The sequence below is a fragment of the Tenacibaculum sp. 1B UA genome (genome assembly GCF_033978845.1).
Taxonomy (GTDB): Bacteria; Bacteroidota; Bacteroidia; order Flavobacteriales; family Flavobacteriaceae; genus Polaribacter.
This window is the reverse complement of sequence record NZ_JAKVUA010000014.1, coordinates 1-17,994: the sequence shown is the minus strand read 5'-3', so window position 1 is coordinate 17,994 and position 17,994 is coordinate 1. Positions and strand designations below refer to the sequence as shown.

Annotated in this window: 17 protein-coding genes and 1 other RNA gene; 11 read left to right on the top strand and 7 right to left on the bottom strand. The window is 33.0% G+C overall.

Translation table 11 applies throughout. The features are described 5' to 3' along the window. Positions 1-56: 56 nt before the first annotated feature. Positions 57-248 carry a hypothetical protein gene (locus MK851_RS11225; RefSeq protein WP_115901028.1) on the bottom strand — a complete coding sequence of 64 codons (192 nt, stop codon included), beginning with the start codon at positions 246-248 and terminating at the stop codon, positions 57-59. Positions 249-458: 210 nt separating this feature from the next. Here MK851_RS11225 and MK851_RS11220 point away from each other — a divergent pair, with 210 nt between their 5' ends. From MK851_RS11220 to MK851_RS11180, 9 genes are all read left to right on the top strand, one after another. Then, complete coding sequence (locus MK851_RS11220) at positions 459-1,019, top strand: nucleotide exchange factor GrpE (RefSeq protein ID WP_320243970.1); 561 nt, start codon at positions 459-461, stop codon at positions 1,017-1,019. Positions 1,020-1,087: 68 nt separating this feature from the next. After that, a complete protein-coding gene (dnaJ, locus tag MK851_RS11215) occupies positions 1,088-2,212 on the top strand; it encodes a molecular chaperone DnaJ (protein WP_303510142.1) in 1,125 nt (374 codons plus the stop codon). A 184-nt stretch (positions 2,213-2,396) separates the two neighbouring features. Continuing rightward, positions 2,397-2,705, top strand: an RNA gene (gene rnpB, locus MK851_RS11210) — RNase P RNA component class A. Positions 2,706-2,995: 290 nt separating this feature from the next. Continuing rightward, positions 2,996-5,776, top strand: coding sequence for a bifunctional aconitate hydratase 2/2-methylisocitrate dehydratase (locus MK851_RS11205; protein WP_320243968.1), 2,781 nt, complete (start codon positions 2,996-2,998; stop codon positions 5,774-5,776). 180 nt (positions 5,777-5,956) lie between these two features. Further along, positions 5,957-8,224: an aconitate hydratase gene (locus MK851_RS11200; protein ID WP_320243966.1), complete on the top strand. Its 2,268-nt coding sequence runs from the start codon at positions 5,957-5,959 to the stop codon at positions 8,222-8,224. Positions 8,225-8,325: 101 nt separating this feature from the next. Next, positions 8,326-8,997 (top strand): Crp/Fnr family transcriptional regulator, encoded by a 672-nt coding sequence (locus MK851_RS11195; protein WP_320243964.1) that lies wholly within the window; start codon positions 8,326-8,328, stop codon positions 8,995-8,997. Between the two features lie 76 nt (positions 8,998-9,073). Beyond that, positions 9,074-9,958 carry an anti-sigma factor gene (locus MK851_RS11190; RefSeq protein ID WP_303510132.1) on the top strand — a complete coding sequence of 295 codons (885 nt, stop codon included), beginning with the start codon at positions 9,074-9,076 and terminating at the stop codon, positions 9,956-9,958. A 72-nt stretch (positions 9,959-10,030) separates the two neighbouring features. After that, positions 10,031-10,729, top strand: a complete 699-nt coding sequence (locus MK851_RS11185; RefSeq protein WP_320243962.1) for a peptidoglycan DD-metalloendopeptidase family protein — start codon at positions 10,031-10,033, stop codon at positions 10,727-10,729. A 122-nt stretch (positions 10,730-10,851) separates the two neighbouring features. After that, on the top strand, positions 10,852-11,325 hold the full coding sequence (locus MK851_RS11180) for a DUF6495 family protein (protein ID WP_320243960.1): 474 nt from the start codon (positions 10,852-10,854) through the stop codon (positions 11,323-11,325). Here MK851_RS11180 and MK851_RS11175 read toward each other — a convergent pair whose 3' ends face one another. Continuing rightward, positions 11,326-12,027 (bottom strand): NAD-dependent deacylase, encoded by a 702-nt coding sequence (locus tag MK851_RS11175; RefSeq protein ID WP_320243958.1) that lies wholly within the window; start codon positions 12,025-12,027, stop codon positions 11,326-11,328. It abuts the gene before it with no gap. An 88-nt stretch (positions 12,028-12,115) separates the two neighbouring features. Here MK851_RS11175 and MK851_RS11170 point away from each other — a divergent pair, with 88 nt between their 5' ends. Next, on the top strand, positions 12,116-12,787 hold the full coding sequence (locus MK851_RS11170; RefSeq protein ID WP_320243956.1) for an RNA methyltransferase: 672 nt from the start codon (positions 12,116-12,118) through the stop codon (positions 12,785-12,787). Here the strand turns inward: MK851_RS11170 and MK851_RS11165 are convergent. Continuing rightward, on the bottom strand, positions 12,780-15,116 hold the full coding sequence (locus tag MK851_RS11165; RefSeq protein ID WP_320243954.1) for a DNA topoisomerase 3: 2,337 nt from the start codon (positions 15,114-15,116) through the stop codon (positions 12,780-12,782). The genes MK851_RS11170 and MK851_RS11165 overlap by 8 nt on opposite strands. Before the next feature lie 163 nt (positions 15,117-15,279). Here MK851_RS11165 and MK851_RS11160 point away from each other — a divergent pair, with 163 nt between their 5' ends. Further along, positions 15,280-16,098 carry a copper resistance protein NlpE gene (locus tag MK851_RS11160; RefSeq protein WP_320243951.1) on the top strand — a complete coding sequence of 273 codons (819 nt, stop codon included), beginning with the start codon at positions 15,280-15,282 and terminating at the stop codon, positions 16,096-16,098. 296 nt (positions 16,099-16,394) lie between these two features. On the opposite strand, the gene MK851_RS11155 is transcribed toward MK851_RS11160, so the two are convergent. The 4 genes from MK851_RS11155 to MK851_RS11140 all read right to left on the bottom strand — a co-directional run. Then, positions 16,395-16,988 (bottom strand): hypothetical protein, encoded by a 594-nt coding sequence (locus tag MK851_RS11155; RefSeq protein ID WP_320243949.1) that lies wholly within the window; start codon positions 16,986-16,988, stop codon positions 16,395-16,397. Between the two features lie 11 nt (positions 16,989-16,999). Then, positions 17,000-17,161 (bottom strand): hypothetical protein, encoded by a 162-nt coding sequence (locus tag MK851_RS11150; RefSeq protein WP_320243947.1) that lies wholly within the window; start codon positions 17,159-17,161, stop codon positions 17,000-17,002. A gap of 57 nt (positions 17,162-17,218) precedes the next feature. Then, entirely contained in the window at positions 17,219-17,632 is a 414-nt protein-coding gene (locus tag MK851_RS11145) for a hypothetical protein (protein WP_320243946.1), read from the bottom strand. Between the two features lie 23 nt (positions 17,633-17,655). Next, the coding region (locus MK851_RS11140; RefSeq protein WP_320243944.1) for an SDR family NAD(P)-dependent oxidoreductase at positions 17,656-17,994 on the bottom strand (339 nt) is incomplete at its 5' end.

The following is a 17,994-nucleotide window of genomic DNA, read 5'->3' as shown; positions in this document are numbered from 1 at the left end:
AAATGAAATAGAAAAGCTGTTATCGTTTCGATAACAGCTTTTCTTATGTTTAACTTTTACATTTCTTCATTACAAGTATATTCTTGCGTACAAGCAAAATATTGGTGACAATAAATAGGTCCTGTTACACTACCAGAGCAGTCGCATCCACACTTATTAAGATCGATTGCAGCACCACCAGTTAAGTTTTTTTGTTGGTTTTTTGAAAGAATTGTAACTCCTGAAATGTTTAAAAAATTCTGTTTCATAATGAGGGACTTTTTGTATTATAAATTAATTAATAAAATTTCTTAAATATATAGTTTTAAGATTTTTAAACAAAATATAATAACCTTTTTTTGCAACTTAATATTATAAAGTGTTTTACTTATCGTTGTTACAGTGTCATTATGACACAAATTTTTTATTGGCAGTATTCTTGTTAATCAAAAGATGTTAAATACATGAAACGATTTACAATGAGTAAAGATCAATATACAAAAGAAGACGAAATTAATGACGCTATTAAAAATGGCGATTTAGGAGAAAATAAGGAAGAATCTCAAGAAAATAAAGAGGTTGAAGCTAAGGAAGAACCAACAACAGAAGAGTTAATTCAAGCTGAGAAGGATAAATATTTACGATTATTCGCAGAGTTTGAAAACTATAAAAAACGTACTTCAAAAGAGCGTATTGACCTTTTTAAAACAGCAAGCCAGGAATTAATGACAGCTTTACTGCCAATTATGGATGATTTTGATAGAGGTTTGACAGAAATTAAAAAATCAGAAGATTCTGAGTTGATAAAAGGTATAGAACTTATTAATAATAAGTTTAAAAACATCTTAACTCAGAAAGGATTAACTACGATAGAAGTAAAAGCAGGAGATGATTTCGATGCAGAAGTTCATGATGCAATAACACAAATACCTGCACCTACAGATGATTTAAAAGGAAAAATTATTGATTGTGTAGAGAAAGGGTATAAGTTAGGAGATAAAATTATTCGTCACCCTAAAGTAGTAATGGGGCAAGCGTAAAACAATTATCATTAATACAATTATTAGTTGTTATATAACCGTTTACTGATAATTGAACATTGAAAGTTATGGCAAAACAAGATTATTACGAAATATTAGGAATATCAAAATCGGCATCACAAGCTGAAATCAAAAAGGCATATCGTAAGATGGCAATTAAACACCATCCAGATAAAAACCCAAATGATAAAGAAGCTGAAGAGAAATTTAAATTAGCGGCTGAAGCTTATGAGATATTAAGTGACGAAAATAAGAAAGCTCGTTATGATCAATACGGTCATGCTGCTTTTGAAGGAGGTCATGGAGGCTTCGGAGGAGGTGGTATGAATATGGATGACATATTTAGCCAGTTTGGAGATATATTCGGAGGAGCTTTTGGAGGCGGTTTTGGTGGTTTTGGTGGTGGAGGTCACCGTCAAGCACGAGTAAAAGGTAGTAACTTACGTATTCGCGTAAAACTAACCTTAGAAGATATTGCCAAAGGAGTTGAAAAGAAAGTAAAAGTTCGTAGAAAGGTTCAAGCTGAAGGAGTAACCTATAAAACATGTTCAACATGTAATGGTAGCGGACAGCAAATGCGTGTAACCAATACTATTTTAGGTAGAATGCAAACAGCTACTACATGTAGTACTTGTCATGGAGCAGGAGAGATGCTAGACAAAAAGCCAAGTGGAGCCGATGCACAAGGAATGGTAGTAAAAGAAGAAACGGTTTCTATTAATATTCCAGAAGGTGTAACTGAAGGAGTACAATTAAAAGTAGGAGGTAAAGGAAATGAAGCACCAGGTAAAAATTCAATTCCAGGAGATTTATTAGTGCTGATTGAAGAAGTACCACATGAAAACTTAAAAAGAGAAGGAAGCAATATTCACTACGATTTATATATTAACTTTTCAGAAGCAGTTTTAGGAATATCAAAAGAAGTAGAAACAGTTACAGGAAAAGTAAAGATTAAGATTGAACCAGGAACGCAATCAGGTAAAATTTTACGTTTAAAAGGAAAAGGATTACCTAGTATTGAACGTTACGGACATGGAGATTTCTTAATTCACATAAATGTGTGGACACCACAAGAATTAACCAAAGATCAACGTAAGTTTTTTGAGGAAATGCAAGAAGATGAGAACTTTAGCCCAAACCCTCAGAAATCAGACAAATCTTTCTTTGAGAAAGTAAAAGATATGTTTTCTTAAAAATTTCTTAAAAAAGATATTTTTTTTAAATAAAATTTTTTTTAAACGAAAAACAGTTATATATTTGCAGTGTCTAGGAGACGTTCTAGACACTTTTTCTTTTTCATAGCAATTTTCCCACTCAATTCTTTTGAGTGGGTTTTTTTATGAATAGAGGTGTGAACTTTTATTTGACAACAATATAATAGCAGACCTATCTTATCGACTTATAAAAATATAAGTAGGAAAGTCTGGACACCATAGAGTAGCATAGCGGATAACATCCGTCCAGTGTAAACTGAGGACAAGTGCAACAGAAAGTATGTACAGGTAATGCTGTAGTGAAACCAGGTAAACTCTATGCGGTGCAATGCCATGTACATTAGAGCTCGAGCGCTACTCGCGCGATTCTAAGGGGTAGGCAGATTGATTCTGAGAGTAATTTCAGAACTAGATAAATGATAAGAGCCTTATTTATAAGGAACAGAATCCAGCTTATGGGTCTGCTTTTTTTACTATTTAGAATGATTATATCATTATTTTACATTCTCTTCAAAATAATGAATTATCAATTTGATAATTATTAGATGGTTTTTTACTTGTTTTTTTGAAATATTTTTAAAAAGAGGTTTTTCAAATTTAATTAATACGCTTTTTTGGCTGTTTTGTTGTTTATTTTTTAAATTAAGGTTAAAATGTTACTTTTGCTAAGCAAAAAATAACAGGATAAAGTTGTAAAAAAATCAGCTTTAATATATAGTAATTTTTACTATTTCCTTTAAATATTTAAAAACAAAACTTTTTATGAACACATACTCAGATTACCTAAAGGAGATTGAAGTAAGAAAAGGGCAAGGGCTTCACCCTAAGCCAATTGATGGAAGTGAATTGTTAACAGAAATCATCTCACAAATTAAAGATGTAAACAATCCTCACAGAAAAGATTCTCTTAATTTCTTTATTTATAACGTTTTACCAGGTACAACAAGTGCCGCAGGGGTAAAAGCTAAATTTTTAAAAGAAATTATTCTAGGTGAATCTGTAATAGAAGAGATAACTCCAGCTTTTGCTTTAGAACAATTAGGGCACATGAAAGGAGGAGCCTCTATAGAAGTTTTACTTGATTTAGCATTAGGTAATAATGCGGCTACTGCTGAAGAAGCTGCAAAAGTGTTAAAAACACAGGTGTTCTTATATGAAGCAGATACAGAGCGTTTAGAGGAAGCTTATAAAGCTGGTAATAAAATAGCAAAAGAGCTTATAGAAAGCTATGCACAAGCCGAGTTTTTTACAAAACTTCCTGAAGTAGAAGAAGAAATTAAAGTAGTTACTTACATAGCTGGAATTGGAGATATTTCTACAGATTTATTATCTCCAGGAGCTGACGCACACTCAAGGTCTGATCGTGAACTACACGGACAATCACTTTTCGAGCATAATAAAGATATGCAAAAAGAGCTTTTAGCGCTTAAAGAACAACATTCTGACAAACGTGTGATGTTAGTAGCTGAAAAAGGAACAATGGGAGTAGGGTCTTCAAGAATGTCAGGGGTAAATAACGTAGCTTTATGGACAGGTGTTAAATCAAGTCCATACGTTCCATTTATCAACATCGCACCAGTAATTGCAGGAACCAACGGAATTTCTCCAATCTTTTTAACTACAGTTGGTGTAACAGGTGGTATCGGTATCGATTTAAAAAATTGGGTAAAACAAAAAGATGCTGAAGGTAATACAGTTGTAGATGAAGACGGAGAGCCAGTTTTAAAGCAAGAATACTCTGTAGAAACAGGAACAATTCTTACAATCAATACAAAAACTAAGAAATTATATAGCGGAGAAAAAGAGTTAAAAGATATTTCAGCAGCGTTAACTCCACAAAAAATGGAGTTTATAAAAGCTGGGGGATCTTATGCGGTTGTTTTTGGTAAGAAATTACAAACATTTGCAGCTAAAATATTAGGAATAGAAGTACCACAAGTATATGCTATTTCTAAAGAAATTTCTGTTGAAGGACAAGGGTTAACTGCTGTTGAAAAAATATTTAATAAGAATGCAGTAGGGGCAACTCCAGGAAAAACATTACATGCTGGTTCTGATGCTCGTGTAGAAGTTAATATTGTAGGTTCTCAAGATACTACAGGGTTAATGACTTCTCAGGAATTAGAAATGATGGCTGCCACTGTTATTTCACCAATAGTTGATGGAGCATACCAATCAGGATGTCATACAGCTTCCGTATGGGATGATAAGTCAAAAGCAAACATTCCAAGATTAATGAAGTTTATGAACGACTTCGGGTTAATTACAGGACGTGATCCTAAAGGACAATATCCTGCAATGACTGATGTAATTCACAAAGTATTAAACGATATTACGGTAAGTGATTGGGATATTATCATTGGAGGAGACTCGCATACACGTATGTCAAAAGGAGTAGCCTTTGGAGCAGATTCTGGTACAGTAGCATTAGCTTTAGCAACAGGGGAAGCAACAATGCCTATTCCACAATCTGTTAAAGTAACATTTAAAGGAGACATGAGAAGTTTCATGGATTTCCGCGATGTAGTACATGCAACACAACAACAAATGTTAAAGCAATTTGATGGTGAAAATGTGTTCCAAGGAAGGGTTATTGAAGTACATATTGGTACATTAACAGCTGATCAAGCCTTTACATTTACTGATTGGACAGCTGAAATGAAAGCGAAGGCTTCTATTTGTATTTCAGAAGATGAAACATTAATAGAATCGTTAGAAATTGCCAGAGATCGTATTCAAATCATGATTGATAAAGGAATGGATAATGAAGGGCAAGTACTGAAAGGTTTAGTTGATAAGGCAAATACTAGAATTCAAGAAGTTAAAACAGGAATTAAACCAGCATTAAAACCTGATGCAGACGCTAAATATTATGCAGAGGTAGTTATCGATTTAGATGAAATTGCTGAGCCAATGATTGCAGATCCTGATGTAAATAACGAGGATGTTTCTAAACGTTATACGCACGATACTATTAGACCATTATCATTCTATGGAGGAACTAAAAAAGTAGATTTAGGTTTCATAGGATCTTGTATGGTTCATAAAGGAGATATGAAGATTTTAGCTCAAATGTTGAAAAATATTGAAGAGCAACAAGGAAAAATAGAGTTTAATGCTCCGTTAGTAGTTGCTCCACCAACATACAACATTGTTGATGAGTTAAAAGCAGAAGGAGATTGGGAAGTATTACAAAAATACTCAGGATTTGAGTTTGATGATAACGAGCCAAAAGGTTTAGCACGTACTAAGTATGAAAACATGTTATATTTAGAGCGTCCAGGGTGTAACTTATGTATGGGGAACCAAGAAAAGGCTGAACCAGGAGATACGGTAATGGCTACATCAACACGTTTATTCCAAGGAAGAGTAGTAAAAGATTCAGGAGAGAAAAAAGGTGAATCTTTATTATCATCTACACCAGTAGTAGTATTATCTACTATTTTAGGAAGAACTCCTACTATGGAAGAGTATGAAAAAGCTGTTGAAGGTATTGTTTTAACGAAGTTTAAACCATCTCAAAAACAATTAGTAACAGCATAGGTTACTAAAATTTAATTGAAAAGCCCGAGTCTGAAAAGATTCGGGCTTTCTTTTATAAATAAGAGTATCATGGTTTAGCTATAGAAAAAACTTATTTAAACTTTTTATAATTATATGGCAAGCCCATTCTTAAACTATTTTTTTTTGGTAAATTCGTAGAGCAACAAAAAAATAACATTTATGGCTTTTGATATTAATATGATAAAAGAGGTGTACAGTAAGGTGGTTGATCGTGTAGATGCTGCACGTAAAATTACGGGTAAGCCTTTAACATTAGCAGAGAAAATTTTATACACACATCTTTGGGATAAAACCCCAACGAAAGCTTTCGAAAGAGGAAAGGATTATGTAGATTTTGCACCAGATCGCATTGCATGTCAAGATGCAACAGCACAAATGGCATTATTACAATTTATGCAAGCAGGAAAAGATAAGGTAGCGGTACCTACTACTGTGCATTGTGATCATTTAATTCAGGCTAAAGATGGAGCAGCAACCGATTTAAAACATGCAAACGATGTAAGTAGTGAAGTTTTTAACTTTTTAGAATCTGTATCTAATAAATATGGTATTGGTTTTTGGAAACCTGGAGCTGGGATTATTCATCAAGTAGTATTAGAAAATTATGCTTTCCCAGGAGGAATGATGATTGGTACTGATTCTCACACGGTAAATGCTGGAGGATTAGGTATGGTCGCTATTGGTGTTGGAGGGGCAGATGCAGTAGATGTAATGGCAGGTATGCCTTGGGAATTGAAGTTTCCAAAATTAATAGGTGTAAAATTAACAGGTAAATTATCCGGTTGGACAGCACCGAAAGACGTGATTTTAAAAGTAGCAGAAATTCTTACAGTAAAAGGAGGAACAGGTGCAATTGTAGAATATTTTGGACCTGGGGCAACAGCAATGTCATGTACTGGTAAAGGGACTATTTGTAACATGGGAGCTGAAATAGGAGCAACCACGTCAACATTTGGTTATGATGAATCTATGGAACGTTATTTACGAGCTACAGATAGAAGCGATGTTGCAGATGCAGCAAATGAAATTAAAGAATACTTAACAGGAGATATAGAAGTATATACAAACCCTGAACAATATTTTGATCAAGTTATTGAAATTAACTTATCAGAATTAGGGCCTTTATTAAATGGACCTTTTACTCCAGATTTATCAACACCAGCAGGAAAAGAAATGGGAGAAAAGGCAACAGCTAACGACTGGCCGTTACAAGTTGAATGGGGATTAATAGGTTCTTGTACAAATTCTTCTTATGAAGATTTATCACGTGCAGCTTCAATAGCGCAACAAGCAATTGATAAAGGATTAAAAATGAAGTCTGAGTTAGGAATCAATCCTGGTTCAGAGCAAGTTCGATACACAGCAGAAAGGGATGGTATTTTAGACCTTTTTGAAAAGCTGGATGCTAAAATATTTACCAACGCATGTGGCCCATGTATTGGGCAGTGGGCTAGGTATAGTGACCCTAAAAATGCACCAAAGAACAGTATTGTTCACTCTTTCAACCGTAACTTTGCTAAACGAGCTGATGGTAATCCTAATACACATGCTTTTGTAGCTTCACCAGAATTAACAGCTGCTATTGCAATTTCAGGACGTTTAGACTTTAATCCAATGACAGATTCATTAATCAATGAAAATGGAGAAGAGGTAATGTTTGATGAGCCAACAGGGTGGGAGTTACCACCAAAAGGGTTTGAAGTTAAAGATAATGGATATCTAGCACCAGAGAAAGACGGTAGTCATGTAAAAATAGTTGTAAACCCTAATTCAGAACGTTTAGAATTGTTGACTCCATTCACTCCATTAGGAGATACAATCGAAGGAGCAAAATTATTAATCAAAGCACATGGAAAATGTACAACTGATCATATTTCTATGGCAGGTCCTTGGTTACGTTACCGTGGACACTTAGATAATATTTCCAACAACATGTTAATTGGAGCTGTAAATGCTTTCAATATGAAGACGAATTTCGTGAAAAATCAATTGACAGGAGAGTATGATGCAGTACCTAAGGTGCAACGTGAATACAAAGCAAAAGGAATTAAAACGATTGTAGTAGGAGACCATAATTACGGTGAAGGCTCTTCTCGTGAACATGCAGCAATGGAACCACGTCATTTAGGAGTTGCCGCAGTATTAGTAAAATCATTTGCACGTATTCATGAAACAAACTTGAAAAAACAAGGAATGTTAGGGTTAACCTTTGATAACGAGTCAGATTACGATTTAATTCAAGAAGATGATACGTTTAACTTCTTGGACTTAAATGAGTTTTCACCAGGTAAACCATTAACGATTGAAGTAGTACACACTGATGGCTCAAAAGATATAATCGTTACAAACCATACTTACAACGAAGGACAAATTGAATGGTATAAAGAAGGATCAGCCTTAAATTTAATAAAAAAGCAAAATGCCTAATAAGCGTTTTTAAAAATAAATAGTTTAAAAGCTCTGGAATCTTCCAGAGCTTTTTTTGTAAAGAAGCATTAACCTTTCCGACCTAGTTTAAAAAGTAAACTATGGGTAAACTTTGGTTTTTTGAAGATGTTAATTTGTTTAAGATATTATGTCCACACAAATATGAGGGATATAAACAGGAGCATATATTTTCTACATATAAAAAGAGTGACTATATATATATTGAAGATGAGGCAGCTAGTAAAATATACCTAATAGATAAAGGTAAAGTGAAGATAGGATATTATACTGAAGATGGAAATGAGATTATCAAAGCAATTTTAACCAAAGGAGAAATATTTGGAGAAAAAGCTATTTTAGGAATAGATAAAAGAAATGAATTTGCACAATCAATTGATAATGCTACAGTGATTTGTCCCGTATCTAAAGATACTATGTATTCATTAATGAGAGATAATGTATCTGTTAGTTTTAAGATGCATAAATTCATAGGCTTAAGAATTAAAAAGCTAGAAAGAAGATTACAATTATTGCTGTTTAAAGATACACGAACCCGTTTGTTAGAGTTTTTTAAAGAGCTTTGTGAAGAATACGGTTATGAATGTGATAAAACTGGAGATCAAGTAATTGCACACCCTTATACACAGAAAGATATTGCAACACTCATAGGTACTTCAAGACCTACTTTAAATACCTTAATGAATGAGTTAAAACAAGAAAAAATTATAGATTTTAACAGAAAAGAGATACGATTGCTAAAAAAAGCAGCATAAGTGTAAGCTAGCTAACATTTTAAAAGAAAACATGCAAGTAACTTTGTTTTTGTATAAATTCAAAATTACAAAAACAATGAAGAAAATACTTTTAACATTAGCAGTAATAAGCACGATAACTTTTGCTGCCTGTAGCGATGATGATGATAACACACTAAGAACATCAAACTTAAGTCTAAATGTAACTGGTTTAGAAAATTTAGGAACAGAGTATGTATATGAAGGTTGGGTTATAGTAAATGGAGCACCAGTATCAACAGGAACTTTTAGTGTAAATGACTCAGGAGAACTATCGCAAAGTTCTTTTGTAGTAGAAGCAAATGCTTTAGCAACAGCTACAAAATTTGTACTTTCTATAGAACCAGCAAATGACCCAGACCCAGCGCCTGCGAATACTAAAATAGTAGCAGGAGATTTTTCTGGTAACTCAGCAGGAGTAACATCTACAGAAATTGTTGGAGATTTCTCTGCTGCTACAGGTAAGTATATTCTAGCAACTCCAACTGATGGGATGATGAACAATGAAAGAAGCGGTATTTGGTTTTTAGATTTAACAAGTGGAAGTCCAGCTACAGGATTATCTTTACCAACATTACCAGTAGGTTGGAAGTATGAAGGATGGGTAGTTATAAATGGCACACCAATTAGCACAGGAACCTTTACTGATGTAGCAATGGCAGATGATAATGCTGTAACAACACCATTTAAAGGAGATATAAATAATGGACCAGGATATCCAGGAGAAGATTTTATACAAAATGCCCCTACTGGGTTTACTTTTCCTACAGATTTAAGAGGAACAACAGCAGTTATATCCGTTGAGCCAGATCCAGATAATAGTCCAAATCCTTTTACATTAAAGCCCCTAGCGCATGGAGTTCCATCAGATGCTGATGATCATGTAACTTTTACTATGGGAGCAGGACCAGTTAAAGAAATTAGTGGTACTGTTACAAGATAGAATAACTTGTATAATTTACAGATGTAAGAGTAATCAATTATCTTTGGTTACTCTTTTTATACAAAAATATTTATGATAGAATTTTTAAACAACATATCTCAAAAACCATTGCAAGTAGTTGATGTTAGCATACCTTTTAAGGAGTACGTTCCCATTTCATTGGCTGCATCTAATAAGGAACTAACCCTTGATATTTCTTCATCAAAAGAATGGGAAGCATATTTAGAGAATTATTTTTCAAGAGAAAAAAAAATAGTTGCTTTTGGAGGATATTTAGAAGTAAGAGGTATTTATAACAGAAGCGAACATTTCAATAAACTATCAGAAGAAAATCAACGAAATATCCATTTAGGAATCGATTTATGGTGCGATGCGGGAACTGATATTTTGGCCGTACTAGATGGAGAAGTTCATAGTTTTAAAAATAACACAAGTTATGGGGATTATGGACCAACAATTATTATAAAACATTCAATTGAAGGAAATGAGTTTTATTCATTGTATGGTCATTTATCCTTAGAATCTTTAGAAGACATATCAGTTGGTAAAAAAGTTAAACAAGGAGACAAGATAGGAACCTTAGGAGATAGTTCTGTAAATGGAGATTATGCTCCGCATTTACACTTTCAGTTAATAATAGATATTGAATATTATTATGGAGATTACCCAGGAGTGTCTTCAAAAAAGACCTTAGATTTTTACAAGGAAAATTGCCCTAACCCCAATTTATTATTAAAATTGCCAAATGAAACGAACATTAATAAACATTAAAAACTTCTTTAGAAAAGAATTTGTTTAAAATTTTTAATGAGAGAACGAGTGCAACGAGTGGTTGTAAATGTTCTGTGTTTTATAATTACAGATGAATCAGTTAATTAATAAAGTTTAAACGTTTGAAATATAGACAACTTACAAAAGAGCAATTTGAAGGATTGCATGAAGAGTTTGCACGTTTTTTAGCATCACAAAACATTGATAAAAAAGAATGGGATGAGCTAAAAAATGAGAAACCACAAGTAGCTGAAGACGAAATGAATGTGTTTAGTGATGTGGTTTGGGACGATGTTCTTACCAAAACAGCGTATTTAGAACATTTTTCACCAAAAGTGATCAACCTATTTAAATGTGATGAAAAAGAAATTCATCGTATAGTGATAAAAATTGATAAAGAGGTGAATGTTTTAGAGCAAGAAGGATTTGAGTGGTTATTAAAAAATCCGAATGATGAAACTATTGAGTTTTTAAGAGGCTCAAAAGATTATGAAGAAGAAAGAAACGTTGAACTTTTTGATTTAATAGAAAAAGGAAGTAACATTTCTAAAGGAGAATTGTACGAGTATTTTGATAAGTTGACATCAAATTCATAATTAATTATCATGTTGAATTTGTTGAAGCTTTTCAACCAACATATCAGTACCTGTACTAGCAACGTCTTCAATAATAGTTAAGTTATTGAAGGCGTTTTTATTTACAGCAGGTTTAGGATCTATAAAATAAATTGGAGTGTTATGCTGTACATAATTAACCAAACTAGCAGCAGGATACACCTGCATAGAAGTTCCTATGATAACTAAAATATCGGCTTGTAAGGTAATTTTAGCAGCTTTTTCCAATAATGGAACATCTTCACCAAACCAAACAATATGCGGACGCAATTGTGCTTTTTCTTCACACACATCGCCTATAACAATATCTTTATTCCAATTGTAAACTAGGTGTTTGTTTTTAGTACTACGAGCTTTTAATAGCTCACCGTGTAAGTGAATTACATTCTTGCTTCCAGCGCGTTCGTGCAAATCATCTACATTTTGAGTAATGATCGTAACCTCAAAATCATTTTCTAATACAACTAAGTTGTGATGTGCTTTATTAGGAGAAACTTCTAAAAGTTGCCTTCTACGCTGGTTATAAAAATCTAACACTAACTCAGGATTAGCACGAAACCCTTCAGGTGAAGCTACTTCATAAATATCATGACCTTCCCATAAACCATCAGCATCTCTAAAAGTTTTAATACCGCTTTCAGCACTAATTCCTGCCCCTGTTAATACAACCAATCGTTTTTTCATAAATATAAATTTTGTTGCAAGTTTAAGAAAATAAATACTAGGCTGTCGCCCTGCGACTAAAAATAGGAAAAATTACTATGTTTGTGGTATGATTGATGAAGGATTATTAGCCTACTTAGAGGGTTACATTACTGAGAAAAGAAAAGAAACCTTTTATAAGGTTTTAAATGAACGCACACGTCATTTCACGGTAGTGTTAGAAGATATTTACCAACCACATAATGCCAGTGCGGTGGTGAGAAGTTGCGATATTTTTGGAGTACAAGATGTGTATGCAATTGAAAATAAGTTCACGAATAAAGTATCAAGGCATGTAGCAAAAGGAAGCCAGAAATGGTTAGATATTCATCGGTATAAAGAAGATGGAGACAATACCAAAGCCTGTTTAGAAGATTTACGAGCAAAAGGATACCAAATTATAGGAACCACACCACATACTGATTCTTGTGTGTTACCCGATTTTGAAGTGACCAAAAAATCAGCTTTTGTTTTTGGTGCTGAAAAAGATGGAATTTCTGATTATATAAAACAAGAAGCGGATGGATTTTTAAAAATCCCTATGGTTGGTTTTACCGAAAGTTTAAATATATCAGTAGCTGCAGCAATTACGCTACAAGATGTGACCACACGTTTAAAAAGAACGAGTTTAGATTGGCAACTATCAGATAAAGAAAAGAAGGTATTGTATTTTAAATGGATTAAAAACACCATTAAAAATCCAGAGAAATTAATAGGGTACTATTATAACGAGCTTATTTAGAAGTTATAATTTTAGATACTAATTCTTTGGTTAACGGTTGCCCGTTAGCCATTTTTTTGATGTTTTCAAAAGTAAACACAAAGTCACAACCATTTTTGTATTCAGAACATCCATAGGCAGACTTTCCTTTTAAAACGGCTCCTTTGTTACACTTAGGGCAGGTTAGGGTGTCTTGAGACTTGGCTTCACTGAACTTACGTTTCTCGTTATCACTCGAAATGACATTAGAACTCGTTTTTTTAGGTTCAAACTTTAAATTGAAATTATCATCAAAACGAACTAAACCTTCTACTTTTTTATCGTCTTGTTTGAATCCTTTTAAATTGGTCGTGCAGCCTTTATCAAGCAAACGAATTAATTGATTTTCGGATATTTTTTTATCCATAAATTCAAAAGCTAAGGTGAAATTACAACCATTTTTATAGGCAGAACAGCCATAAGCAGCACTTCCTTTTAATAATTGACCTTTATTACATTTTGGACATTCTTTACCAACAACGGTTTTCTTTTTAGAAGCTGTTTTTTTAGGTTTTAGCTTTGTTTTTTGAGCTTCGTAAGAAATTCTTTTTGTCTTAGAGCTTGAACGAACTTCATAGACCAAATCATCAACCATTTTTTTCATTTGATTGATAAACGTAGCAGCATGGTATTCACCACGTTCAATTTCTTTCAAACGTTTTTCCCAGAGTCCTGTTAATTCAGCAGACTTTAAAAGTTCATTGTCAATTAAATCAATCAAATCAATACCTGTTTGGGTAGGAATAATTAATTTTTTTTGGCGCTCGATGTATTTTCTTCTAAACAACGTTTCAATAATACTCGCACGTGTAGATGGTCGTCCAATACCGTTTTCTTTCATCAATTCACGCATTTCATCATCATCTACTTGCTTACCAGCAGTTTCCATGGCACGTAACAAGCTCGCTTCGGTATAATTGCGAGGTGGTTTGGTTTCTTTTTCTAAAAAAGAAGGTTCATGCGGACCTTTTTCTCCCTTTTCAAAAGTTGGAAGTACATCTTTCTCTTCTGTTTTTTTAGCATCGCTTCCGTATTCAAAAACCGCTCGCCAACCTTTGGTAAGTATTTCTTTTCCTGAAGTTCTAAACGGCACCTTATCAGCTTCTCCCTTAACTTCAGTTTTAGAGATATCACTATCAGGATAAAACACGGCAATAAATCGTTTTACAATAATATCATACACTTGTTGCTGATTGTATTGCAGGTTGATTTCTATTCCTGTAGGAATAATAGCATGGTGATCGGTAACTTTTTTATCGTTAAAAACCTTACTAGATTTACGTATTTTCTTTCCTAATAGAGGTTGAGTTAAAGAAGCATACTGCTTTAGTCCTTTTAAAATATTTGGAACCTTAGGATAAATATCATTCGGTAAAAAAGTAGTATCCACTCTAGGGTACGTAACTACTTTCATTTCGTATAATTTCTGAACAATTTTTAAGGTTTCATCTGCTGAAAACCCAAATTTGTTGTTGCAGTATACCTGTAAGCCTGTTAAGTCAAAAAGTTTAGGAGCGTATTCTTTTCCTTTTTTCTTAGTAACCGAGGTAATTTCAAAATCACTTTCTTTTACCTTGTCGGCAAAAGCTTGTCCGTCTTCTTTCTTTAAAAAACGACCTTCTTCACAACTAAATAAAGTTTCACGATATTGCGTTTGTAACTCCCAATAAGGTTCAGGTTTAAAATTCTGAATTTCTTTATAACGATCAACTAACATAGCTAGGGTAGGGGTTTGCACTCTACCTATAGATAGTACTTGTTTGTAACCACCATATTTTACAGTGTACAAACGGGTAGCATTTAAGCCCAACAACCAATCACCTATAGCACGAGAAAACCCTGCGTAATATAAATTGTTATAATCGTCGTTGTCTTTTAGGTTTTCAAACCCTTCTTTAATAGCTTCTTCCGTTAGAGAAGAAATCCATAACCGTTGAATTTTACCTTTGTAATTTGCTTGATTGATAACCCATCGTTGAATGAGCTCTCCTTCTTGTCCAGCATCCCCGCAGTTGATAACCACATCGGCTTTATCAAATAAGGACTTTACAATTTTGAATTGTTTTTGAATTCCGCTATCACCTGTAACTTTTGTTTCGAAACGTTCAGGAAGCATGGGTAAGTTGTTTAGGTCCCAACTTTTCCAGTGTGTTTTGTAGTCTTTGGGTTCTAAAAGTGTGCATAAATGACCGAATGTATAGGTAACAGCATAGCCGTTACCTTCGAAATATCCATCTCGTTTGGTATTGGCTCCTAAGATATTAGCAATCTCACGGGCTACACTAGGTTTCTCGGCGATGCAAACTTTCATGAAAGTGATTTAGAGGGTCGAAATTACTAAATTATTTGTAAAAAATAAGAAGTGTTTTTTAAAAGAAAGGAAACTAAATTTGATTGGTATAATAGTTGTTAACTTGCGGATAAACGCCATATTTAAGTATGATGCTGTAATTGTTTAATTAAATTATGAAAAAATGAGAACACTAAAATTTTTAGGAACGTTATTATTAGTTACTTCTGTATTTGTAGGGTGTAACTTAAATAGCAAGAAATCAAAGGGAATTAAAGAAGAAATTATTGAAACTAATGAGTCTATAGCTGTAACTTACAAAGTTGCTTCGAGGTATTTTATTAAAAATAATGTAGATAGGCTTCCAAATAAAATAGATAATAGAGAAGAGTTTGAGAAATATTTTGGGGCAGCAGCAGTTATGGGGAAAAATGGAATTCCAACTTCAATCGACTTCGAAAAGGAATATGTAATTGCAGTTACCGTTGATGCGAATAACAAATCAACTGAGCTTCAACCAGTATCACTTACTAAAAAAGGAGAGAAAATTAATTTTGACTTTTCAGTTATTGAAGGAAATGAAACTAGTTATACTACACGTCCTTCATTAGTAATAATTGTATCCAAAGAAATGGATGGTAATGTAACTACAAATCCAATTAAAGAAATGAATGATGGTCATAATGCAAAAAACTCGTTAGATTGGGAAGGTGAATATGAAGGAGTATTGCCTTGTGCAGACTGTGAAGGAATTAAGACCATCATTTTGTTAAAAAATAAAGGTACCTACGTAATGACTATAAAATATTTAGGAGAAGGACAAGAAGAAACAGTTGAAGGAATTTTTGAATGGGATGCAGCTGGTACAGTAATTACACTAATAGATGATAATGAAGAGGCTTATAAGTTAAAAGTAGTAGAAGGAGCTATTCAAAAGCTAGATATTGAAGGAAAAGAAATAACTGGTGAATTGGCTGAGTTATATTTTTTACAAAAAAAGTAGCTTGATTACTGTATAAGATATAAGAAAAGACTTACCATTGGTGAGTCTTTTTTTATTGTCATAAAAATAATAAGCCCAATACCCATTCCATATACTATTCCTGACATATCACAACGCATCCTGTTGTGATTCAACGGTTTCATTGATTGTATAATAAAAAGTAAAATAGTTCGGTTTTAGGGGAAGCTTACAGTTGAATTTAGGATAAGAATCAAGTTAAATTATTTTTCAAAAATTCCGAATATCCACAATATCCCCGTTTTGTAGTTTGTTTTGTGTATCTATGTTAAGAATTGCTATTGATAGCCGATAACATCTTTTCTTACAGTCTTTCTCCATCTTCTCCCAAGTGTTAAATCCAAACTTTTAAATATCCATGTATTGTAATCAATTAAGCATTCAGGTAATCTTGCTTCACAACTAAAATCGTAATATTTAAGCTTATATTTTCTTTCAAATCTTTTATCTTTTTTAGTATTAGCAATGGGGGCAATTCCACCCATTAAATAAAGTTTGGCTTTACCAGTTTTCCAATCTGATGAGGCTTTCTTTTTATTCAGTTTACATTTAGCATTAACAACTATATGTTTAGGTCTTTTATAGTTTAGCCATTTAGATTTAAAGACAAATTCTTGAACATCATAATCTCCTGCAATTATAACTAAATGATATTCAGATTTTTTGTTTTTGGTAATAAATTTAAAATACCCTAAGCTATCTGCTTTAATAAAATCAGTACTACCTTTTTCAGAGATAACTATTTCTCCTACTGGTTTTTTGCGAGTGATAGAAGAAACAATTTTCCCTCTTATTGTATCGTTTGATTGTGAATGTCCAATATTTATAAACGCTAGAAGACAAATTGTTAGCAATTTTATTTTCTTTTTCATGATTTCATTTTTTAAGAAATTCCTCCAGAATAGCGTTCGACTATTTTCCACTTCCCATTTATCTTTTCTATTTTAATATTGTCGTTCCAAGCACATAAATCTCCACAGTAAAAGCTGTAATGTAAATAACCAACAGTGTAATTCCAATTAAATATAATTCTTGAAACGTCCAAGTAACCATACTCATTTTTTTTGGGGTTAAAGTCTTTTATCTTTTGAGGATTAATGTATTAAAAGGCAATTTTTTCATTCGAGAAACTGTAATCTAAGTTTCGCTCTTTTATCTTTCCTTTTTTCAGGTCGTAAAATAAACGTTCTTCTTTCTCAAATTTTTCTAATTCATTTTCAAATCTCTCTTTATTTTCCTTTATTTTCTCTTTAGAATAACTAATTCCGTTTGCTCCAGTATCATATCCATTAGGTTTAACAGAATTAGCTGTATTTGTATCCAGTTTAGAAAAAATATAAAGTTTTAATTGTTTATCCTCCCAATTATTAAGTTTTACTATTTTATCGAATTTTATCATTTCAAGGATAAGATCATTAATAGCTATATTCTCATTCTCAATGTATTTTTCGCTTTCATAATTCTGACAGCTAAAAAGACAAATAGAGCTAAAAAGTATAAGTAAAATCTTTTTCATATTTATTCAATTAAGTATTGAAACTAATCATTGTCAAAATTTCGAATATCTACAATATCCCCATTTTGTAGTTTGTTTTGGGTGTCTATGCTAAAAATGGTTTCAGCAACATATTCAGGAGTGTACAACTGGTCGTTTTCTTTTAAATCGATAAAACGTTGTACGTTTTTAAAATCTTTTTCATTGGTACTTCTAATATCAGTTTGCATGTTGGTGTCTACCACACCAGGATACATAGCATTGCATTTTACGCCATGTTCAAGCTCGTTTTGTTCCGCAGCAATAGTTTTGGTCATCATATCAATGGCTGCTTTAGACGTACAGTAAATACTCCAACCTTCATACGGTTTTACCGCAGCTCC